This window comes from Streptomyces griseosporeus, assembly GCF_014656055.1.
GTDB classification, from domain to species: Bacteria; Actinomycetota; Actinomycetes; order Streptomycetales; family Streptomycetaceae; genus Streptomyces; species Streptomyces griseosporeus.
Genome location: NZ_BNBR01000001.1, coordinates 347,327 through 366,355, shown reverse-complemented (window position 1 = coordinate 366,355; position 19,029 = coordinate 347,327). Strand labels below are relative to the sequence as shown.

The window sequence follows — 19,029 nt, the reverse complement described above, 5'->3', positions numbered from 1 at the left end:
CGTCGCGTCGGGGGCCGCTATCCCCAGGTCTCGCGGCACAGGGACACGACGCCGGAGGACGCCACGCCGTCCGCCCGGCGGCACAGCTCACGCATCTCTTCGCGACCCGGCCGCGTCTCGGGCCGCGGGCGGACCGGGGGCTTCTGCCCGGTGGAAGGCCGCACGGGTGGGCGGGGGCGGGTGCGCGGCGTCCCCTGCTGCTGCGGCGCGGGCCGCACTCGCGGGGAGTGCCGCTCGGGCCGCTTCCCCGGGGACGTCGTCCGATCGGCCGGTGCCTGGGCTCGCCGCTCGTGGCGCTGTGCGGGGCGCCGGGTCCCGTCCGGCTCGGTGCGCACCAGCGCCGTGCGCGCGGAAGGAGGCGTCACGGGCTGACCGGCAGGCAAGGGGGGCGTCGGCTGCTCGGGCACGAGCGGGCCGCGTACGGCCTGGGGGCGGTCGTCGGCCGGTGGGGAGGCGGTGGTCACGGTCGTACAGCCCGGGACGCTCAACGCCAGGAGCAGCAGCGGGAGGGACAGCCGGAAGGACAGCGAGCGAGGTGCCACCGGCCCACTGTGCTGCACTTGCCGCCCCACGCGGCGGGCACCACGTGTCCCGTCACCTCAAGGAGGGACGGGCAGGAAAAAGCTGACGGCGTCGTGGGGGCACGAGGCCGGGGATGCCCCGTCGACCACTGACCGCGGATTCGGCGGGCATGCGGAGGCTGCGGAGGCATCTGCTGGGTACACGGGCGGGCATGGCATCAGGACTGGATCACGCTGAATCCGTACGGGCCGTACGACAGTTGCGCCGTATCCGCGTCTTCTACGCCGCGGCTGCCGGCGCATGGGCGGCGGTGGCCGTGTGGGCGGGGCGGGAGGCTCCCGGCAGCCGGCAGATGTGGGTGTCGGTGATGTTCCTCGTGCTCTTCACCGCACTGCTGTCCACGACATGTCTCTGGCTGCGGCGCGGGCAGACGGCCGCTCCGGCGGAGCCCGTGCACCATGCCGCCCCACGCAGGACGGGTTGGCGGCGCCACGCCAGCGCGTGATGCGCAGGCGCAAAGCACTGCCCCCTTCTCCTTCCCGCGTCCCAGCGGCGTTCGCCCGTGGGGGTGATCTCCGGATCGGCCGCGCACGGGCTGTGACCGGCGCGAAGCCCAGGGCCCACCTCGGATCGTGTGAGGTGTTTGCCGCATCCGAAGAAGCCATCAATCGCGAACAAGGGGGAAGAGGGACAACGAAGCAAGAAGATCACGGGCCGGCCCGCGGCCGCGGTGCCCGGTCCCGCACATCCACCGCACGACGAAGGAGCATGGCGTGGCCAACGATCTGACGCCCAAGTACACCGTTCCGGGGATCGACCGGGAGGCTGCCGGACGGCTCATCGGTCTCCTCCGCTTGCGCCTGCACGCCCTGAACGACCTCCACCTCACCCTCAAGCACGTCCACTGGAACGTCGTCGGCCCCCACTTCATCGCGGTCCACGAGATGATCGACCCGCAGGTCGACCGGGTGCGCGACATGGCCGACGACGTGGCCGAGCGCATCGCCGCACTCGGCGGCGTCGCCCAGGGAACCCCCGGCGCCCTCGTCTCGGAGCGCTCCTGGGACGACTACTCCGTCGGCCGCGCCGACGCGCTCGCGCACCTCGGAGCCCTCGACCTCGTCTACACGGGCGTCATCGAGGACCTCCGTACGGCGATCAAGGAAGCCGGTGACGTCGACCCCGCCACCGAGGACCTGCTCATCGAGCAGCTGCGCGACCTGGAGCAGTTCCAGTGGTTCGTGCGCGCGCATCTGGAGACCGCCGGTGGCGCCCTGGCGACCGAAGGCACGCACACGGAGGAGCAGGCCGCGTCGCGCGGCGGCGAACTGGACTGAAGGCCGGTGACCGGCGAGGGGACAGCGGCTGCCGGACGCCGATGGCCGGCATCCGGCACCGCTTCCCGACCCTTCGGGAGTGCAGGCGACCACCCGCCGCTTGGTAACAGCTGTTACCATCCCGGTATGGCGAAGACACAGCTGGGCGCGCGCGTGGACCTCGAAGTCGCGGAACTCGCGAAGAAGCGGGCCTCCGACCTGGGCCTGAGCGTCGGGGAGTACCTGGCGCGGCTGGTCGAGGACGACGCGAGCGGCCTGCGCGCGCGGGCCGTGCAGGCGGTGACCCGCTTCCTGGCCGAGCACCAGGCCGTCTTCGACGAGGCGGAGGAAGGGCAGCGCGCCCGCGGGGGAGCGCACGCGGCCTGATGGACCTGAACATCGACGTTCCCTGGATCCTCCAGGTCGCCGAGGCGGCCGGCGCGAACGACCCCGCCCCGGACGACTACGGCGTACCCGTCTCGGCCGTCGCCCGCCACCGGGCCGAACTGCTGGAGCAGCCCGTCTACGACGGCCCCTGGGCCAAGGCCGCGGCGCTGGTCCACACACTGGGCCGGTGCCGCTGGCTGGAACGCTCCAACATGGCCGTCGCCGCGGCCACCGGTGTGATGTACCTGGAGGCCGCCGGAGTCACCGTCAAGCCGACCCGCGAGCACGCCGTCGCCCTCAAGGACCTCCTCCTGGACCCGAACTGCACCGCGGCGAGGATCGCGGCCCTGCTCCGGACCTGGCCCACCGCGAGCTGACGGCCGGGCGGGCGTGCCGGACCCGTTGTTCACCTGCCGCACATACCGGGCCTGGTCCGCCAGGAACCCGGCGATGTACACCTTCCGGGGCGCGAAGACCGCCGTCAGCGTCAGACGCCACCGTGAACGTTCCAGGCCGTGCTCGACAAGCGAGTGGGTGGCGCCGGGATAGTGCGCCACCCGCAGCGACGCACGCGGCAGGACATCGCGGTAGACGGCCTCCGTCTCGGCGACGTCCACGTTGACGTCATGGCCGGCCAGCACCAGCAGGACCGGCGTGCCCCGCATGGCCCGCAGATCGGCCGTCGCGTCCGCGCGGTGGTTCCGGGCGATGAACCGCCACCGCTGCGGCGTCATACCGTCCGCGTCGCCGACCTCGGCCCGGTACTCGTCGAAGGACGCGCCCCGCTCCAGCAGGCGCAGCGTGACCTCCCGCCTGCGCAGCGCCGCGCGCGTCTCCCGCTCGGACGCGTGGTCCCGCCGTAGCTCGGCGAGGAGGTTGTACCGGCCCTGCCGCAGCCAGTTGACGGCGGGGGAGACGGCGATGACGAACTGCAGCCGCCGGTCCGCCGCGGCCACCTTGGGCAGGACCCACCCGGCCTGACTCGCCCCCCACAGCCCGATGCGCCGCCCGTCGATGTCCGGCCGCTGCCGGGCCCAGGCGATGGCGGCCAGGGTCTCCTGCGCCCGGTCGGCCATGCTCTGCTCCAGCCAGTCGCCCTGTGAACCCCCCACGCCCCGCTTGCTGAACGACAGCGAGGCGTATCCGGCCCGGGCGAACGACTCCCACAGCGGCCGGTAGAACGTGTCGTGCGTCGCGTCGACCGGCCCGTCGCCGTGCACGAACACCACCAGCCCGAAGGGCCCGTCGCCCCGCTCGGGCCGGGCCAGCACGCCCTTGAGCACCGCGCCGTCGTGCCGTAACGACACCTGCTCCTCGCGCAGCGCGTAGCTGTTCTGCCACACCACCAGGCCACCGAGCCCGGCACCGGCCAGCAGCACGGACACCACCACCCACACGAGCCGGCGCCACCTGCGCCGCCTTGACGCACCCTGCGACCGCACCATCCGATCCGCCCCTCCCAGTTATCTATCAAAATCGAAACGGTCGTTCTCGATCCGAACGTACTACACTCGATCGAAACGGTGGTACGACGGCGTGGACAGGAGCGGTTGGGCGATGACGACGGCACACGGCGGGGGAGGGCCGGTGCGCCTGCGCAGGGGCGTACCGGTGGGCAGCGAGGACGACGTGGCGGCGCTGTACTGGGAGGCGTTCGGCCGCAAGCTCGCTCCGGCGCTCGGCCCGCCCGAGACAGGGCGCGCGTTCCTCGCCTCCCATCTGCACCACGACCGGGGCGTCACCGCACTGCGCGACGGCCGGGTCGTCGGAGTGGCCGGTTACCGTCTCGGCGGTCGCGGACTGACCGGCGGCACCGCCGGGGACGTCCTGTCGGCCTACGGTCTTCTCCGCGGCGTGCCCAGACTGGCGGTCCTCGCCCTGTTCGAACGCAGCCCGGCCGAAGGCGAACTCGTGATGGACGGCATCGCCGTCGACGCGGCCCAGCGCGGCACCGGCATCGGCAGCCTCCTCCTGCGGGAGGTCGCGGCCGTCGCCGCCGAGCACGGCTGCCACCGCGTACGGCTCGACGTCATCGACGTCAACCCGCGTGCGAGGGCCCTGTACGAACGGCACGGCTTCACCGCCCACCACACCGAGCGGACGCCATACCTGCGCGGCCTGCTGGGCTTCGGCGCGGTCACCACCATGCACCGCCCCGTTCGCGAGACGGACCGCACGCACCCGCGGAAGGACGCTGACGAATGAAAGACGCCACCACCGCCCAGCCCGGCCCCGACATCCCCACCCGACTCGTCGTGCATGCCCTGGTCCGCGAGGACGGCACCGTCGACGCCGGTCGGCTCTACACCGTCGCCGGCCTGCTCGGCATGAGCGACCAGCAGGTCCGACTGTGCGTCAGACGGCTGGTCGCCGAGGGGCGCTACGTCCAAGAGGGCCGCGGCCGCAAAGCCACCCTGCGCGCCGTCGCCGACACCACCGGCTCCCTGGCGCCCGACGCCGCCTACGTGCGCCACGCCTACCGGCAGGACGCCGGGCTCGCCCCCTGGGACGGCACCTGGCACCTGTACGCCTTCGCCGTCCCCGAATCGCGGCGCACCGCGCGGGACGCCCTGCGCGAAACGCTGCTCCACCTGGGCGCGGCACCCGTCCAGAGCGGTCTGTACGTCACCGCCAACCGCGTCACCGACCTCGTCGAAGCGCGGGCGGACCACCTGGGCGTCCTGGACAGCCTCACCTTCCTGACCACCACCAGTCTGCGGATCGGCACCACCACGGACCCCCGTGAGCTGGCCGCCGCACTGTGGCCCCTGACCGACATCGCCGCCGGACACGAACGCCTCGCCGCCACGGCGGAGGCCTGCCTGGCCCGGCTCGCCGACGAGCCGCAGCCAGAAGCCGCCGAACGCCTCAGCATGGCCGTGCGGATCGCCGCCCGTTTCACCGAGGCGATGACCCCCGACCCCCTGCTGCCCCCGGAACTGCTGCCCCAGCCCTGGCCCGGAAGCCGTGCCCGCCGCCTGGCGGCCGCCTGCTGGGAACACCTCCGCGACGCCCCCCTCCCCGGCGAGCCGTCCCCGCTGCGGTTGTTCACGCTGTACGCCGACGCGCTGCGCCCCGCGGACGACGCCGGACAGACGACGTAGGACATAGCGCGTATCGCGCGACGTAGGACGTAGCGCGTATCGCTGGAAGAGCTCACCCGGCTCGCGTGTGCGCCGCACGCGCGTGCCTGGGTACCTCACTTACTGGCACTGTGGGGGCTCGTCGGCCGTCATCGGAGGAGGGTGGCCCATGTCCGTGGTCGTCTGGATCGTCGAGGGCACCTGGCCCGCCTGCGTGGACGCCGCCCGCGCCCATGCCCCGGCCGACGCCGATGTCGTCCTGCTGCACGTCACCCCGGCCGAGGTGTCCGGAGTGGCCCATGGCGCGTTCGCCGGGCTGCTCGGCCGGGGCCATCCCGAGCGCGACCCCGGCACCCGCATCGAGCACTTCGCCGCTACGTCCGCGCAGGAGCTGCTCCGGTCCGCGGCCGACCGCCTGGGACGCCCGTGTACCCGTCGCGAGCGCGGCGGGCGGGTCGAGCGGGAGGTCGTCGCGGAGGCCGAGGGCTGCGACCTGCTGATCCTGGCCCGCGACGGCGACCGCTCGCATCTCGGCCCGCGCAGCCTCGGCCCCGCCAGCCGTTTCGTCGTCGATCACGCACCCTGCCCGGTGCTGCTGGTCTGGCCGGAGCCGTCACCTGACCTGTCCACCATGCCGCCCCCGCCGCCGCGTCCCTGACCCGTCACGGCGTCCCGCCGGAGCGGCGGGCGGGCGGTCAGCCGGAGCGCGGTGCGCTGTCCGTCCGGACAGACCGGCCAGCCGCTCGCCCGTGCGGTACAGCTCGATCAGCAGCGGGCGCAGCGCGCGTCCGGCCGGGGTGAGGGAGCACCGGGTGCGGGCGGGAGACCCGGGGAACCGCCACCGACGTGGCGCGGCGGCGCGGAACGGACGGCCTGTGGCGGCATGTGATCGACAACCCCTTCGGCACGGCGGTGGCGTGAGCCCCGTGTGTGCGTTGCGGCCCGGTGCGACCGGAGTGCCGCGGACGCCCTCGTGCAGTGCCGCCCGATGACTTTCGGTGCCGGACACGGTCGTACCCGGTGTAGCTTCCCCGCCCATCGGAAGGCCGACGGATGAGCAGCATGCTGTACGAGACACTGCGGCGGCGCGTAGACGACGGAACCGCCCCCGGCGCCGTCGCCCTGGTCGCCCGCGGCGACGACGTCGAGGCGGTCGCCGTGGGATCGGCCGACGCCGACGGCAGCGTCCCGCTGACCCGGGAGTCCGTCTTCAGGATCGCTTCGATCACCAAGCCGATCATGGCGGCGGGGCTGCTGACGCTGGTCGAGGAGGGCCGCGTCGCGCTGGACGCCCCGATCGCCGAATGGCTGCCGGAACTGGCGAAGCCGCGTGTGGTCCGCACACCGTCGAGCCCCGTCGACGACACGGTCCCGGCGGCCCGTCTGGTCACGGTGGAGGACCTGCTCGCCTCCCGCCCCGGCTGGGGCCTGCCGTCGGACTTCTCCCTGCCGGCCGCGAAGGCGCTGTGGCAGGTGCAGGATCACAGCCGCCCCTTCCGGAGCTGGCCCGAACCGGACGCATGGCTGGCCCGGCTCGCCGAGGTGCCGATGCTCCACCAGCCCGGCGAGGCGTGGCTGTACGGCACGGCGTCCGCCCTGCAGGGGCTGCTCGCCGCCCGGGTGACCGGTCTGACCCTGCCGGAGTTCCTGGCGGAGCGGATCTTCGAGCCGCTGGGGATGAGGGACACCGCGTTCGAGGTCCCGGCGGCGAAGCGCGACCGCTTCACCTGGGCCTACGCCCCTTCGGAGACCGGCGAACTGCGGCTCACGGACAGCCCGGACGGAGACTTCAGCGCCGTTCCGCGCTTCGCCTCGGGCGGAGGCGGACTGGTCTCGACCGCCGACGACTGGCTGGCCTTCGCCCGCATGCTGCTGTCCGGGGGCGGTGACGTGCTGTCCCCGACCTCGGTGAGCCGCATGACCAGCAACCACCTCACCGCGGCGCAACGCGAGAACGCGACGCTCTTCCTGGAGGGCCAGGGCTGGGGATACGGCGGCCAGGTCGACGTGGACCCGATCGACCCCTGGAACGTCCCCGGCCGCTACGGCTGGGTCGGCGGCACCGGGACGACGGCCCACGTGATCCCGGCGACGAACACGGTCACGATCCTGATGACCCAGGTGGCCATGAGCGGCCCGACGCCGAACCCGCTGATGCGTGAGTTCTGGCGGGTGTGTGTCTAGGCCGGGCCCGGCATCCAATTCGTCGCATAAGGTGACGAATGCCCGTACCGGCCGGTAGGCTGCCCGTACCTCTGCCGGGTGCGTGGCGCCGATGTGCGCCACGACGTCGGCGTGGGCGCGAAAGCCCACAGGAACGGCAGGGGTGTCTGATGGCCGACCATCACCGGCACACGACAGGGCCCACGACCGGGCGCGGGCCAGGGCATGCCACCGGGCGTGCGGCCGCACACGACTGGCGGGACGAAGCCGCATGCCTCGGCGAGGATCCCGAGATCTTCTTCCCACTCTCCGACTCGCTCTCGCCCGGCGCCGAGGCCCGGACCGCGCTCGCCGTATGCCGCCGCTGCCCCGTGCTGCTGGACTGCCGGAACTGGGCCGTCGAGCACGGCGAGGACGCGGGCATCTGGGGCGCCACCACAGCCGCCCAGCGCCGCGCGGTGCGCAGGGCGGAACTGGACACCCCCTAGCGCACCACGCGATAACGGAGGTGGACGATCTTCGAGTTGAAGGTGCGGGTCTCGACGAGTTCGAGATCGACATGGCGCTCATGCCGGGGAAAGAACGGGATGCCGCCCCCGACCAGCACCGGGTAGACCATGATGCGGTACTCGTCGATCAGCCCTGAGTCGGCAGCCTCGGCGGCGAGGGTCGCGCCGCCGATCGCGATTTCGCCCTCTCCCGGCTCGGCACGCAACCGTTCGATCTCCTGCAACACGCTGCCCGAGGCCAGGCGGGCCTGCCCCTGCACCGACGACAGCGTGCCGGAGAACACGACCTTGGGCAGCGGCCGCCAGAGCGCCGCCCACTCGCGTTCGGCCTCGTCGAACGAGGCCTCCTCTTCGGCGCTCTCCCAGTAGAGCATCGTCTCGTACAGCCTGCGGCCCATCAGGTGGACGCCGACCTGCCGGATCTCGTCGATCCAGAAGCGGAAGACGTCCGGGTCGGGCGCGGTCCAGTTGAAACCGCCGTCCGGTCCGACGATGTAGCCGTCGAGTGACATGCTCATCGAATAGGTCACGCTACGCATCAGAAGCCCTCCTCGGAAACGGGTCCTGAGTAAGACCCCGGAACGCCACGGAACTCATCGCCGCCCCGGGCAGCGGAGGGTCACCCATACCCTCGCAGTCACCCCATAGTGTCGCCTGACTGGGACGTCTGCCGGGCACCTGCACTGCTGTCGACCCCAGACGGGCTCCAGGTCGGCCAGCTAGGCCACCGCGAGGGCGGCGTAACTCCGAGTCGCAGTCACTCGTAACGCAGGCGCAGCGACTCTCGCTCGGCCTCCTCGATCTGCTCGACGGTCAGGTCCGGCAGGTTCAGCTGAGCCAGTGTCACCTCCGCGCTGGTCGGCTGGGCGTCAGCGGGCACCCACTGCTCTGGTTGCCAGGCGTTGCCCCGCATCAGCGACTTCGGACAGTGCGGATAGGCCTGCTCGACATGCACCACCAGCGCCGTGACCGGCGGTTTGCCGACCGGGGTGAGCTGCGCGAGAAGCTCCGGGCGTGCCGAGACGCAGGCGCGGCCGTTGACGCGCAGTGTGGTCGGACGGCCGGGAATGAGGAAGAGCAGGCCGACGCGTCCGGTCTGCAACACGTTCTGCAGGGTGTCGAGCCGCTTGTTGCCGGTCGCGTCGGGGATCGCCAAGGTGCGCTCGTCCAGCACCGAGACGAAGCCGGGCGGGCCGCCACGCGGCGTCACGTCCGCCCGGCCCTCGGCGTCCGCACTGCCGATGAACACCAGCGAGGAACAGCCGACGAGCGCCCGCGTCTCCTCGGTCAGGTGATCGATCTCCTTGCGGAACGCGTTCGCGTTCGGCTGCGGGTAGAGCTCGCGCAGTTGGTCAAGGCCGGTGAGGGCGTCCGCGCGGAGGGACTCGAAGAGCCGGTCGCCGGCTCCAGTGTCGATCATCATATGGATGACCCTAGAAGACGCGTCTGTTCTCGCGTGGGTGAGCGCGCGATCAGAGGAAGCGCCGGATCGGCGTGACGGCGGCTTCCTTGGCCCGCTGGAACGCTGTCCGCCGTCGCCATCGGGCGAGATCGATCTCCACGCTGCGCCGCAGGTCCGCGTCGTAGTCGCGGTCCAGCGCGGCGGTGAACGTCTCGTCCAGGACGGCGAGCATGACCTCTTCGTCGTGATCCATGGACCGGCGGTTGAAGTTGGTGGATCCGATCAGCGAGGCCACCGAGTCCACGGTGATGATCTTGGCGTGCATCATGGTCGGCTCGTACTGGCTGATGCGCACCCCCGCCTCCAGCAGGCGCGTGTAGTGGTGCTGGCCGGCGAGCTGGCAGGCGCGTTGGTCGGTGTGGGGGCCGGGGAGCAGGATCTCCACGCGTACCCCTCGCCGGGCTGTCCGGCACAGCAGGTCGATGAAATAGGTGTCGGGTGCGAAGTAGGCGGTGGCCAGGCGGAAGCGTTCCTCGGCGGAGGTGAGCATGACGCGGATGAGGGTCTGCATGTCCTGCCAGCCGATGCTGGCGGAGCCGCGCACCACCTGCACGATCGACGAGCCGGCCTGCGGGTGTTCCGTGAAGCGGTCGCGGTCGTCGAAGAGTTCGTCGTGGCACTCCGCCCAGTTCTGCGCGAAGGCGGCCGCGATGCCGTCCACGGCGGGTCCCCGCACCTGGACGTGAGTGTCACGCCATTCCCCGGGGTTGCGGGCGTCGCCGCACCATTCCTCCGCGATCCCGACACCGCCGGTGAACGCGGTCTGCTCGTCGACGATGAGCGCCTTGCGATGGCAGCGGTGGTTCTGCTTGAACGGCGACAGCCAGACCGGCTTGCGGAACCAGGCCACTTCCACACCTGCCTCGTCCATGAGGTCGAGCAGTTGCCGTTCGATCTCCTTGGCGCCGAAACCGTCCAGGAGCAACCGGACGCGTACGCCGGCTCGGGCGCGGTCGGCGAGTGCGAAGGCGAAGTCCCGGGCGATCTGCCCACGCCAGTACACGAACGTCATCATGTCGATCGTGTACTGCGCGGAACGGATGGCGCTGAGCATCGCCGGGAAGATCTCGTCGCCGTTCCGCAGCGGGACGAGCTCGTTCCCTTCGGTCGCGGCCACCCCTATCAGCCGCTCCAGGCGACGGCGCAGCCGCTGTTTGCGCGCCGCCGCGTCAGCCGTTCTCTCGCGCGCGGAGGCGGCCGGTGTGCCGTCGAGGATCACGTCGTATCTCGCTTTCCATGATGCTGTACGGATCGATGGGGGCCGGCCGATGGGGTTGACCGGTGGGGGTTGACCGATGGGGGGTGGCGACGCCCGAAGACCAGCATGCCCGGCGGTTGCCGGTGCATGTCGTGATCCGCTGGATCCGGCTCAGAGCCGGCACAGCCGACGGCATCCAAGAAAGAGGAAGCGATTATTCCCAAAAGGCCGGGCAACCCTGACAACCACGGCCGCCGCCGAGAGGCGGAGAGAGGGCCGCCTGCCGATGAGTGCGGAACGTTCCGGGAGGTATTTCCATGACAGCTATGCGCGCGTTAACCGCATCCCTGGTCTGCGCCGGCGTTGCCGTCGGTATCGCGGGGTGTTCGGAACAGGATTCGTCGGACCGGCCGTTCCAGGGGCAGAGCGCGGACCAGGTGGCAGCGAAGGCGGTGACCGCCACCAGGGACGCCACGTCCTTGCGCATGGCCGGCGAGGTCTCCGTGAACGGACAGCCCCTCACGGTCGACTTCCACGTCGACACCCAGAAGAACTGCAAGGGCAGGATGACGGCGGATCAGGGATCCGCCGAGGTCATCCACGCCGGCCAGGCCACCTATGTCAAGGGCGACAAGGGCTTCTGGGCCGGCGCCTCGCAGAACTCGGGCAGTCAGGAGAAGCAGGCGCAGGCGCTGAGCGGCCGGTGGGTCAAGGTGCCGGTCGGTGACGCGCACACCACGGGGCTGTGCGACAAACAGGGTTTCCTCGCCGACATGGACAGTGACAAGTCCGAGCGCAAGGGCATGACCAAGGGTGAAGTGACCACGGTCAACGGCCGGAAGGCGATGGCCCTGCAGAAGAAGAAGGGCGGCGAAACCATCACCATGTTCGTCGCCACCGAAGGAAAGCCCTACATTCTCAAGCTCGTCCAGTCCGGGGGCCAGAATCCCGGGACGGTTCTTTTCTCCGACTACGAGAAGCCGGTCAGCGCCACACCCCCGCCCGCCGGCCAGGTGATCGACGGCACCAAGCCGCGCCCGTCCGCTCCCTGACGGCGAGCGACCCGGACGCGACCTGCCTGCTCCGCGGATTCCTGAAATGTGTCAGCGCCTGCGACCGCGGACGGTCCAGCCACTTCCGATCCCTGCGAGGTGAAGGGCCAGAACGGTCAGTCCGAGGAGCATGACATTGGTCGAGGTGAAGGTGTCGTTGGTCGAGATATCCGCTGCGTTGATCAGAAAGGCTATGAAGAACAAGGCGGCGGAAACGATGGCCAGCATGCTCGGGATCTCCTCATCGGGCGAAGCCTCTGTGTCACTGCGCTGCACTCCCAATTCCCCCCTTCGGCCACCTCACACCGGGGCAGCGGCGAGCGCTGCCCCGGTCGGCGGGTCGACGCCCGACGGTCGGCGGTGAGACCCACTGACCCCCCTGTGACCGGGGGCGATGCCGCCAGCTACCCTCTGACCGCATGACTGCTGACTGGCGGACGGATCGGATCGGGAGTGCCCTTCGAGGCGAGAACCCCACAGTTCTGCGGCGCTTGAGCGCGGGGTTCGCCGCGATCGGCGATGTGCAGTTCCTTCCGGGTTACTCGGTGCTCCTGGTGGACGATCCCAAGGTGGAAAGACTGTCGGACCTGCCCAGGGAGAAGCGGCTGGCCTACCTGGCCGACATGGACCACCTCGGAGAAGCGGTCGAGGAAGCATGCCGTCGCACCGACGCGGCTTTCCGCCGGGTCAATCTGGAGATCCTGGGCAACTCAGACGGGTTCCTGCATGCGCACGTATGGCCCCGGTTCGATTGGGAGCCCGCCGACTTGGTGCGCATGCCGGTGTGGCTCTATCCCCACGACAAGTGGACCGACAAGCAGTACGCACTCGGGCCGCAGCACGACCCGCTCCGCCGAGCGATCGGGGAGGAACTGGACCGCCTGCGCTCGGTGGTGTGACCGCGGGCGAGGGAAGAGGCCCGACGACTGCGGCGGAACAGCCCGACCTCGCGGGAGGGCCTGGCTCCTTACGGTTTGTGGGTCACCCAGAGCAGTTCCGCCGGCCAGCGGTGTGCCCAGTCGGGTGGGTCGGTTTCGTTGTAGCCGTTGGGCGTTCCGCGGTCGGGCCGGGGCTCGATGAGGTCGTCGATGACGAGACCCGCGCCGCGCAGGACCCTGACCCAGTCGCCGTAGGTGAGCTGATAGCTGGTCGCGCCCTCGTCTTCGGCGATGGTGTGCAGCCCGAAGTAGTCCTTCTGCAGCGTCGTGGTCACCCGGCCGGCGGCTTCGTCGTAGCAGGCTTCGAACCACGGGCTGGCGACGTTGAACACCAGGCGTCCGCCTGGGCGCAGCACGCGTGCGGCCTGCGGGACGGCCAGGTGCGGGGGCGCCCAGCTGAGCCCGCCGAAGTCGCAGAACACCAGGTCGAAACTGCCGTCGGCGAAAGGGAGTTGCTCGGCCGCGCCCTGCACCAGCGGGTAGCGGGCCGGCCCCATCGCTCCCGCCGCCGCGGCGAGTTGGGCTTCGGACAGGTCGAGCCCGACCACGACGGCGCCCTCGGCGGCGAGCGTCCTGGACCACTGGCCGGCACCGCAGCCGAGTTCGAGGACGCGCTTGCCGGTGACGTCGCCCAGGGCATCCAGCTGCGCGTCCGGGATGGAGTACATGCCCCACAGCCGGGGTGCGGCGCCGATCTGCGGGTCGTGCTCGTGCTGGTAGGCGCTGCTGATCCGGTTCCAGAACCGCCGGTTGGAGGGGATGCTGTCCATGCGCCGAACTCCAGCAGTGCCTGGCGGGGACGGTCAACCCGATTAGGGCCTGGCCGCCCCCCGCCGTGATCGGGCCCCGGCCCAGCCCGTGATCCGCAGGGTGCGCCCCGTGCCCGTGTATCGGCAGTGCTCTAGTGCCGCGTCAGGCAACATTTGCCCTGCAATCGACGGCGCGGGGATGTTGTGATGCTGGGGCTGCTTGTCGCGCTGCGATGTGCGGACGCCGTGGTCAGATCCCAGGTCCGTAACCGGGGTCTGGCTGCCGGCGGGGGGTCCACCACTCGGTGAGCCCCCACACCGCGAGCGCGAGCGTGGCCAAGGCTACGAGTGCCGCGACCCAGGGGCGGTGTACCCATCTGGTGGCCAACGCCCAAGTGAAGAGCGGAACCAGTGCGCCGCCGAGCACGATGAGCGGCAGATCGATGAACAGTACGCTCAGATCGCGGGCATGGCCCTCGAATCCTCCGTCGATATTGACCGCGGCGCGCGGTGCCCAGACAAGCGGCGCGGCTGTCGCACCGAGGCCGGCGAGTAGGCATCCGGCGCCGCCTTCAGTCTTAGGGTTCATACCCGTGGCCCGTTCCGCGGTTCTCTCGCCCATGCCCGTGACAGACGCGGCGGCGTGGTGCACGGTTCCGACAGAGCGGCCGCGTGTGGTTGGCTCACGTGAGTGCGCGGGGGCGGAGTTACCGGTATGTCGGACCGGCTGAGCTCATGGTCGCGGTACGGCCTGGCAGTCGTGGTTGCCGGATCGGCTCGGCGGCCGAGTTCGGTGACTGGGTCGCCGCGAGATCGGCGGCGGAACTGGCCGAGCCGTTCACCTTCGTGGTCGGCACGGACGGTGTCCTTCGGCTGGCGCCGCGGCGAAGCGAGCACGTGGCCTGTGCCGGCGGAGCCAGGGTGCTGAGTGCTGGCGAGATCCGGTTCGTACGTGAGGCGGGCCGGTGGGTCGTGAGCGATGTCAGCAACCAGTCCACCGGGTACTGCCCGGACGTCACGTCCTGGCCGGCAGTCGCCCGCGCGCTCGACGACGCGGGGCTCGGACGGCCGGCCGGCTTCACCCATGAAGTGGTGTTCCGGCGCTGCCCTGGCTGCCGGGAGCTCAACATCGTGCGCGAGGACTACTTCGTCTGCGTCTTCTGCGACAGCGATCTGCCGCGGACGTGGAATGTGGACCCGATCGCATGACGGCCGAGGGGCACCACCACTCGCCCCGCGCCGGCCGACCCCCTCGCATACCGAAAGACGCCCGCCTTCCCTGAGTCCCGCCCCCGTAGGGACGGGATGCCGCGAACCGGCGAGCGCGGCGACGGCGGCTACCAGTACATGCGGGTCACCGTGTCGGGCAGCAGCCCCTGGCGCTCCCTTTCCTGGAAGATCACCGAGGCCGCGATCAAGAAAGCGCGGCGCCGCGCCGGGTCCGGGTCAGGGTTCCGCAGGTTTCCGATCCTCCGGTCGAGGAACATGCCGCCCAAAGGCCTCCCCTCAGGCGTGCACGGGCGGGCCACCGCTTCCTCCGCGTCGATCAGGAGGTGGCCGGAAACTCCTTCGGCGGTTTCCCAGGCGTACACCGATCCCGCGTCCACCGAGAGGACCTTCCTGCACGTCAGCGACGCCGCCACGGAGACCTCCACCCGTTCGCCCGTGCCGTGAAGTCGATCACCGGACCCTATCCCGTCAGCCGCGGGCGCGTGCTTGTTCCGGGACGGGTGGGCTTCGCCACAATCAGGACATTTAGAACTTACGTATGCCCATAAGTGATACAAAAGATGGTCGAAGTCTTTCAGGCAGCCAGGTTCCACGGATGCCGCGACCACGGCCAGAGGGCAAGGAGAAGCGTTTGATCACGGCGCGTAGACGACGTACCAGGCAGGCGGCCGCGGCCGGCGTACTCGGCGGCGTACTCACGGTAACGGCCCTCGCCGGTACCAGCCACGCCGACACCGGCGGCAACCGCGACAGGACCTCGTCCTGGGGAACGCCCACCCCGTCGGCTCGGCCGACCGGCGAGGCCCCTTCCGAAGCCCGAATACGGATCAAGCCCGGCGACGGCGTCCATCGGGTCGAGACGAACGGATCCGTCAAGGTCACCGTCAGTGACGGACGGCTTACCCGGGTCACCATGACGGCGGTCGCGACGGGCGCCGAGATCGCGGGAACCCTGTCCGCGGACCGAACGTCCTGGACGCCGGACGGCCCGCTGGACCGCGCCACCAGGTACCAGATCGCCGCGGAGGCCGAGGACGCGCACGGCCGCCCCGCCGCCGAGAACGCCACGATCACCACGGTCTCCCCGGTCAACGACCTCATCGGGCACCTGTCTCCGCTGGACGGCTCGACCGTCGGCGTGGGCATGCCCGTCAGGTTCGACTTCGGCTCGGCGATCACCGACAAGGCCGCCGTGGAGTCGAAGATCCATGTCAGCTCCAGCAGCGGGCAGCAGGTCGTCGGCCACTGGTTGAACGACCGACGCCTGGACTTCCGCCCGGAGACCTACTGGAAGGCCGGCTCCACCGTCACCGTCAGCCTGAACGTGGACGGCGTGCAGCGAACGGCCACCTTCACCATCGGCCGGAGCCAGGTCAGCACCGTCGACGCCAAGACGAAGAAGATGACCGTCGTCCGCGACGGCAAGAAGATCAGGACCATACCGATCTCGTCCGGCAGCGCCGAACACCCGACGTACAACGGTCAGATGGTCGTCTCCGAGAAGTACGGGCACATCCGCATGAACGGAGCGAGCGTCGGCCTCACCGAGAAGGACGGCAAGCCCTCGTACGACATCCAGGCCGTCCCGCACGCCATGCGCCTGACCGACTCGGGCACGTTCATCCACGGCAACTACTGGGGCGCCGACTCGGTCTTCGGCAAGGTCAACACCAGCCACGGGTGCGTGGGCCTGAAGGACGTCAGGGGCGGCGGAGAGAGCCGGCAGCCCGCCGCGTGGTTCTTCGACCACTCGATGACCGGTGACGTCGTGATCGTCAAGAACTCCCAGGACAAGACGGCGCTGGCGCCGGACAACGGCCTCAGCGACTGGAACATGCCGTGGAGCGAATGGACCGCGGGCGGCGCGACCGGCTGACGCCTGACGATCCGTCCCCCAACGGCGCGACCGGCTGACACCTGACGGTCCGCCCCCAGCGGGCTGCGGCCTTCGCCGGCCCTGCCCGCGGTGGCGGCCGCCGGCCACCGTAGGATGCGGCCGGACAAGCACCGATGCCGCTCACGTCCGCGGTGGGGAGCAGCGTTTCCCCGACGCGGTGAAGCGCCTACCGTCTGGATCGGCTCGCATGGCGAACGACGTGGCTCCCCTCGGGATATTCGGCAGGATCGCGAGCCAGTCCGCCTTCGCCCGCGACGCGGACGCACTCCGGCGGCACGTGGGCGCGATCGCTGAGGGCGACCGGAAGAAGATCGCGGGCTATCTCCGTGCCGGTACGCCGATCATCGCGCTGGTGGGCTTCTCGGAAGACGTCCTGGGAAACAGGTTCTCCCGCCCCGGAGGCACCGCCCTCATGAGCGATGGCCGCTTCTTCTGGCGGCTGGACGCGGCCGACTACGTGGAGCACTACGGGACCGGGCTGCCCGAGGACTTCCTCGTCCACGGGGCCGCCCGGCAGTGGACACCCCGGTCCCTCACCCGCGACGAGGTCATCGCACTGGACGACCACCTCGCCGAGCTGAGGCGAGCCGGGGCCTTGTGACCTGCCGACAGCGGAACCGGGCTCGCTTCTCGCCGGTCTTCGCAGCGGGTCAGGCCCCGTGACCGTCCGGACCGGGCGTGGCGTGTCCCAGACCGCGGCGGATCGCGATCTCCACGGGTGAGTACGACCCGTCCGCCCGCTCCAGCTCGTACGGCGCGGTCGGCAGCAGCGGCGGCTGGGCCATGAAGCGCGGCCGTACCCCGTGATGTGGCTGTGCCGCGTGGACGAGGAACGGATGGCACAGGAACACGTCACCCGGAGAACCGGTGGCGAGGGCGACCGGCCGGTGCGCGGATGCCGCTTCGAGGTCCGGCGCGATGGCCAGGCCGCTCGCGCCCGCCTCCCCGTACGGCTCCAGCACCTTGGGCACATCGAGGTGGGATCCGACCCGGATCCGCGTCGGGGCGTCCTCTTCCCCGACCTCGCTGAAGAGGAAGAGCATCAGCAGGGCCCGGCCACGGGAGCGCAGATTGGTGAAGGGCCAGGTCTCGCCCTCCACCGTATAGCTGCCCTCGATGTGCCAGCCCGCGTCGTCGGGTTCCTCCTCGTGCGGGAAGCGCAGCGGGAAGGTCCCGAGCGAGTAGCGCGGCTCCCAGCGCCCGGCGCCCACGAGGAGATCGTAAGCCCGGTGCAGTTCAGGGGAGTTGGGCGCGGCGGCGAACGGCCCCTGCGCCATCCCGCCGACCCAGTGCACGGGCCGCGTCCACGTCCGCGGGTCGTCCGGGTCGCAACCCGTCTCCCGCCACAGCAGTCGCGCGCAGCTCGCGGCCACGCGGGGCGCGACGGCGCCCGCCAGCTTGACGAAGCCGTCACGGAGAAACCGGGATACCAAGATCGTGTCGTCCATGCCCGAATCGTGCGACGCCACCCGCCCCGGCCACCCGACACTTCCCGCACCGCTTTTCTCGGGTACGGCGGTCAGGCCGGCGCCTGATTGAATCGACGGCCGGGACCCTGGACACGGGCGGAGGCGTGTGGTGCTGGAGCGGCTCAATCAGGCAATGGAGCACATCGAGCGGCGGCTCGACGACTCCATCGACGTGGGCGAGCTGGCGCGCATCGCGGCCACCTCGGAGTACCACCTGCGGAGGATGTTCTCGGCGCTCGCCGGGATGCCGTTGTCGGAGTACATCAGGCGCCGGCGGCTGACCGTCGCGGGCGCGGAGGTACTGGCCGGTGAACGGACCCTGCTGGAGATCGCGGTCCGGTACGGATACGGCTCGGGCGAGGCCTTCGCGCGGGCGTTCCGCGCGGTGCACGGCGTCGGCCCCGGCGAGGCACGGCGCACCGGCGCGACGCTCAGCTCCCAGCCCCGGATGACCTTCCGTCTCGTCGTCGACGGAAGCAGCAGCATGCGCTACCGGGTGGTCGACAAGCCCGACTTCAACGTCGTCGGCGCCAAGGCCCGGGTCCCCCTCGTGCACTCGGGGCCGAACCAGGCGATCATCGACTTCGTCCGCGGCACCGGCACCCGGGCGAAGGAACCGCTGGAGCGGCTGTCCGACCAGGAGCCGCACGGCATCCTCTCGGTCTGCGACGACCTCGACCCCGGCCGCGCGGAGGGCACCTCCCTCGACTACTACTACGGCGTCGTCACCTCGGCGTGCGCGCCGGAGGGCATGGCCACGCTGCCCGTGCCGGCCGGGACATGGGCGGTCTTCACCGCCTCGGGGCCGGTGCCGGAGGCGATCCAGACGCTGTGGCGGGACGTGTTCACCGAGTGGTTCCCCTCGAACCCGTACCGGAGCCGCCCCGGACCGGAACTCCTGCGCACTCGGATGTCGGCGGACGGCAGCGAGGCGGACGCCGAGCTGTGGCTACCGGTGGAACGGGAGACCCATTGACGTCGGTAGTCCGGCAGTCCGGTAGCCCGGTGTAGCCCGGCATCCCGGCCGGCCGCCCGGCGTTCGGGACTGATCGCT

The 19,029-nt window shown here is 70.9% G+C and carries 23 protein-coding genes and 2 pseudogenes; 15 read left to right on the top strand and 10 right to left on the bottom strand.

The window, feature by feature from the left end:
• Positions 1 to 17 precede the first annotated feature (17 nt).
• On the bottom strand, positions 18 to 542 hold the full coding sequence (locus IE308_RS01580) for a hypothetical protein (protein ID WP_190216257.1): 525 nt from the start codon (positions 540 to 542) through the stop codon (positions 18 to 20).
• Positions 543 to 733: 191 nt separating this feature from the next.
• Between IE308_RS01580 and IE308_RS01575 the strand changes: the two genes are divergently transcribed.
• The 3 genes from IE308_RS01575 to IE308_RS36720 all read left to right on the top strand — a co-directional run bounded on the left by IE308_RS01575 (position 734) and on the right by IE308_RS36720 (position 2,602).
• The gene (locus tag IE308_RS01575) at positions 734 to 1,027 is read left to right on the top strand and encodes a hypothetical protein (protein ID WP_190216256.1); all 294 of its coding nucleotides are present in this window, start codon (positions 734 to 736) and stop codon (positions 1,025 to 1,027) included.
• Positions 1,028 to 1,295: 268 nt separating this feature from the next.
• Complete coding sequence (gene dps, locus IE308_RS01570) at positions 1,296 to 1,859, top strand: DNA starvation/stationary phase protection protein Dps (protein WP_190216255.1); 564 nt, start codon at positions 1,296 to 1,298, stop codon at positions 1,857 to 1,859.
• A 365-nt stretch (positions 1,860 to 2,224) separates the two neighbouring features.
• Positions 2,225 to 2,602 (top strand): fic family toxin-antitoxin system, toxin component, encoded by a 378-nt coding sequence (locus IE308_RS36720; RefSeq protein ID WP_110635330.1) that lies wholly within the window; start codon positions 2,225 to 2,227, stop codon positions 2,600 to 2,602.
• Between the two features lie 156 nt (positions 2,603 to 2,758).
• Here IE308_RS36720 and IE308_RS01565 read toward each other — a convergent pair.
• Positions 2,759 to 3,670, bottom strand: a pseudogene (locus IE308_RS01565) (alpha/beta hydrolase family protein); the annotation flags it as partial.
• A gap of 112 nt (positions 3,671 to 3,782) precedes the next feature.
• Here IE308_RS01565 and IE308_RS01560 point away from each other — a divergent pair.
• The 6 genes and pseudogenes from IE308_RS01560 (at position 3,783) to IE308_RS37155 (ending at position 7,959) form a co-directional block, all read left to right on the top strand.
• Positions 3,783 to 4,430 (top strand): GNAT family N-acetyltransferase, encoded by a 648-nt coding sequence (locus IE308_RS01560; protein ID WP_190216254.1) that lies wholly within the window; start codon positions 3,783 to 3,785, stop codon positions 4,428 to 4,430.
• Entirely contained in the window at positions 4,427 to 5,329 is a 903-nt protein-coding gene (locus IE308_RS01555) for a PaaX family transcriptional regulator C-terminal domain-containing protein (protein ID WP_190216253.1), read from the top strand. The genes IE308_RS01560 and IE308_RS01555 overlap by 4 nt, the downstream gene beginning before the upstream one ends.
• A 148-nt stretch (positions 5,330 to 5,477) precedes the next feature.
• Complete coding sequence (locus IE308_RS01550; RefSeq protein ID WP_110635337.1) at positions 5,478 to 5,966, top strand: universal stress protein; 489 nt, start codon at positions 5,478 to 5,480, stop codon at positions 5,964 to 5,966.
• Positions 5,967 to 6,136: 170 nt separating this feature from the next.
• Positions 6,137 to 6,229 (top strand): annotated as a pseudogene (locus tag IE308_RS36715) (DUF4440 domain-containing protein); the annotation flags it as partial.
• Between the two features lie 132 nt (positions 6,230 to 6,361).
• A complete protein-coding gene (locus tag IE308_RS01545) occupies positions 6,362 to 7,492 on the top strand; it encodes a serine hydrolase domain-containing protein (RefSeq protein WP_229908651.1) in 1,131 nt (376 codons plus the stop codon).
• A gap of 149 nt (positions 7,493 to 7,641) precedes the next feature.
• The gene (locus IE308_RS37155) at positions 7,642 to 7,959 is read left to right on the top strand and encodes a WhiB family transcriptional regulator (RefSeq protein WP_190216252.1); all 318 of its coding nucleotides are present in this window, start codon (positions 7,642 to 7,644) and stop codon (positions 7,957 to 7,959) included.
• Here the strand turns inward: IE308_RS37155 and IE308_RS01535 are convergent.
• The 3 genes from IE308_RS01535 to IE308_RS01525 form a co-directional block, all read right to left on the bottom strand.
• Positions 7,956 to 8,519: a dihydrofolate reductase family protein gene (locus tag IE308_RS01535; RefSeq protein ID WP_190216251.1), complete on the bottom strand. Its 564-nt coding sequence runs from the start codon at positions 8,517 to 8,519 to the stop codon at positions 7,956 to 7,958. The two genes, IE308_RS37155 and IE308_RS01535, sit on opposite strands and share 4 nt — an antisense overlap.
• A gap of 218 nt (positions 8,520 to 8,737) precedes the next feature.
• Positions 8,738 to 9,403 (bottom strand): MSMEG_1061 family FMN-dependent PPOX-type flavoprotein, encoded by a 666-nt coding sequence (locus IE308_RS01530; RefSeq protein WP_190216250.1) that lies wholly within the window; start codon positions 9,401 to 9,403, stop codon positions 8,738 to 8,740.
• A gap of 49 nt (positions 9,404 to 9,452) precedes the next feature.
• On the bottom strand, positions 9,453 to 10,661 hold the full coding sequence (locus tag IE308_RS01525) for a phospholipase D-like domain-containing protein (RefSeq protein WP_190216249.1): 1,209 nt from the start codon (positions 10,659 to 10,661) through the stop codon (positions 9,453 to 9,455).
• Positions 10,662 to 10,966: 305 nt separating this feature from the next.
• Between IE308_RS01525 and IE308_RS01520 the strand changes: the two genes are divergently transcribed.
• Positions 10,967 to 11,692 (top strand): hypothetical protein, encoded by a 726-nt coding sequence (locus tag IE308_RS01520; protein WP_190216248.1) that lies wholly within the window; start codon positions 10,967 to 10,969, stop codon positions 11,690 to 11,692.
• Between the two features lie 51 nt (positions 11,693 to 11,743).
• Here IE308_RS01520 and IE308_RS01515 read toward each other — a convergent pair whose 3' ends face one another.
• Positions 11,744 to 11,920, bottom strand: a complete 177-nt coding sequence (locus IE308_RS01515; protein WP_190216247.1) for a hypothetical protein — start codon at positions 11,918 to 11,920, stop codon at positions 11,744 to 11,746.
• Positions 11,921 to 12,111: 191 nt separating this feature from the next.
• On the opposite strand from IE308_RS01515, the gene IE308_RS01510 reads away from it, so the two are divergent.
• Positions 12,112 to 12,591, top strand: coding sequence for an HIT family protein (locus IE308_RS01510; protein ID WP_190216246.1), 480 nt, complete (start codon positions 12,112 to 12,114; stop codon positions 12,589 to 12,591).
• A 68-nt stretch (positions 12,592 to 12,659) separates the two neighbouring features.
• Here the strand turns inward: IE308_RS01510 and IE308_RS01505 are convergent, their stop codons facing one another.
• Both IE308_RS01505 and IE308_RS36705 read right to left on the bottom strand, forming a co-directional pair.
• Positions 12,660 to 13,400, bottom strand: a complete 741-nt coding sequence (locus IE308_RS01505) for a class I SAM-dependent methyltransferase (RefSeq protein ID WP_190216245.1) — start codon at positions 13,398 to 13,400, stop codon at positions 12,660 to 12,662.
• Between the two features lie 229 nt (positions 13,401 to 13,629).
• Positions 13,630 to 14,031 carry a hypothetical protein gene (locus IE308_RS36705; RefSeq protein ID WP_110635360.1) on the bottom strand — a complete coding sequence of 134 codons (402 nt, stop codon included), beginning with the start codon at positions 14,029 to 14,031 and terminating at the stop codon, positions 13,630 to 13,632.
• Between the two features lie 83 nt (positions 14,032 to 14,114).
• On the opposite strand from IE308_RS36705, the gene IE308_RS01500 reads away from it, so the two are divergent.
• A complete protein-coding gene (locus tag IE308_RS01500; protein WP_229908650.1) occupies positions 14,115 to 14,588 on the top strand; it encodes a ubiquitin family protein in 474 nt (157 codons plus the stop codon).
• 128 nt (positions 14,589 to 14,716) lie between these two features.
• Here the strand turns inward: IE308_RS01500 and IE308_RS01495 are convergent, their stop codons facing one another.
• Complete coding sequence (locus IE308_RS01495) at positions 14,717 to 15,022, bottom strand: hypothetical protein (protein WP_110635366.1); 306 nt, start codon at positions 15,020 to 15,022, stop codon at positions 14,717 to 14,719.
• A gap of 182 nt (positions 15,023 to 15,204) precedes the next feature.
• Between IE308_RS01495 and IE308_RS01490 the strand changes: the two genes are divergently transcribed.
• Together IE308_RS01490 and IE308_RS01485 are read left to right on the top strand one after the other, a co-directional pair.
• Positions 15,205 to 16,485: a L,D-transpeptidase gene (locus tag IE308_RS01490; protein WP_190216243.1), complete on the top strand. Its 1,281-nt coding sequence runs from the start codon at positions 15,205 to 15,207 to the stop codon at positions 16,483 to 16,485.
• A 208-nt stretch (positions 16,486 to 16,693) separates the two neighbouring features.
• Complete coding sequence (locus IE308_RS01485; protein ID WP_190216242.1) at positions 16,694 to 17,107, top strand: Ntn hydrolase family protein; 414 nt, start codon at positions 16,694 to 16,696, stop codon at positions 17,105 to 17,107.
• 49 nt (positions 17,108 to 17,156) lie between these two features.
• Here IE308_RS01485 and IE308_RS01480 read toward each other — a convergent pair whose 3' ends face one another.
• Positions 17,157 to 17,954 (bottom strand): phytanoyl-CoA dioxygenase family protein, encoded by a 798-nt coding sequence (locus IE308_RS01480; RefSeq protein ID WP_190216241.1) that lies wholly within the window; start codon positions 17,952 to 17,954, stop codon positions 17,157 to 17,159.
• A gap of 130 nt (positions 17,955 to 18,084) precedes the next feature.
• On the opposite strand from IE308_RS01480, the gene IE308_RS01475 reads away from it, so the two are divergent.
• Complete coding sequence (locus IE308_RS01475) at positions 18,085 to 18,951, top strand: AraC family transcriptional regulator (RefSeq protein WP_190216240.1); 867 nt, start codon at positions 18,085 to 18,087, stop codon at positions 18,949 to 18,951.
• The last annotated feature ends 78 nt before the right edge of the window (positions 18,952 to 19,029 follow it).

What these genes read in the sequence shown, in the direction of transcription:
- IE308_RS01545 (WP_229908651.1), top strand. Translation starts at nt 6,362, where the DNA reads ATGAGCAGCATGCTGTACGAGACACTGCGGCGGCGCGTAGACGACGGA.
- IE308_RS01520 (WP_190216248.1), top strand. Translation starts at nt 10,967, where the DNA reads ATGCGCGCGTTAACCGCATCCCTGGTCTGCGCCGGCGTTGCCGTCGGT.
- IE308_RS37155 (WP_190216252.1), top strand. Translation starts at nt 7,642, where the DNA reads ATGGCCGACCATCACCGGCACACGACAGGGCCCACGACCGGGCGCGGG.
- IE308_RS01535 (WP_190216251.1), bottom strand. Translation starts at nt 8,519, where the DNA reads ATGCGTAGCGTGACCTATTCGATGAGCATGTCACTCGACGGCTACATC.
- IE308_RS01480 (WP_190216241.1), bottom strand. Translation starts at nt 17,954, where the DNA reads ATGGACGACACGATCTTGGTATCCCGGTTTCTCCGTGACGGCTTCGTC.
- IE308_RS01530 (WP_190216250.1), bottom strand. Translation starts at nt 9,403, where the DNA reads ATGATGATCGACACTGGAGCCGGCGACCGGCTCTTCGAGTCCCTCCGC.
- IE308_RS01575 (WP_190216256.1), top strand. Translation starts at nt 734, where the DNA reads ATGGCATCAGGACTGGATCACGCTGAATCCGTACGGGCCGTACGACAG.
- IE308_RS01510 (WP_190216246.1), top strand. Translation starts at nt 12,112, where the DNA reads ATGACTGCTGACTGGCGGACGGATCGGATCGGGAGTGCCCTTCGAGGC.
- IE308_RS01500 (WP_229908650.1), top strand. Translation starts at nt 14,115, where the DNA reads ATGGTCGCGGTACGGCCTGGCAGTCGTGGTTGCCGGATCGGCTCGGCG.
- IE308_RS01485 (WP_190216242.1), top strand. Translation starts at nt 16,694, where the DNA reads ATGGCGAACGACGTGGCTCCCCTCGGGATATTCGGCAGGATCGCGAGC.
- IE308_RS01515 (WP_190216247.1), bottom strand. Translation starts at nt 11,920, where the DNA reads ATGCTGGCCATCGTTTCCGCCGCCTTGTTCTTCATAGCCTTTCTGATC.
- IE308_RS01505 (WP_190216245.1), bottom strand. Translation starts at nt 13,400, where the DNA reads ATGGACAGCATCCCCTCCAACCGGCGGTTCTGGAACCGGATCAGCAGC.
- IE308_RS01550 (WP_110635337.1), top strand. Translation starts at nt 5,478, where the DNA reads ATGTCCGTGGTCGTCTGGATCGTCGAGGGCACCTGGCCCGCCTGCGTG.
- IE308_RS01490 (WP_190216243.1), top strand. Translation starts at nt 15,205, where the DNA reads ATGCCGCGACCACGGCCAGAGGGCAAGGAGAAGCGTTTGATCACGGCG.
- IE308_RS01555 (WP_190216253.1), top strand. Translation starts at nt 4,427, where the DNA reads ATGAAAGACGCCACCACCGCCCAGCCCGGCCCCGACATCCCCACCCGA.
- IE308_RS01560 (WP_190216254.1), top strand. Translation starts at nt 3,783, where the DNA reads ATGACGACGGCACACGGCGGGGGAGGGCCGGTGCGCCTGCGCAGGGGC.
- IE308_RS36720 (WP_110635330.1), top strand. Translation starts at nt 2,225, where the DNA reads ATGGACCTGAACATCGACGTTCCCTGGATCCTCCAGGTCGCCGAGGCG.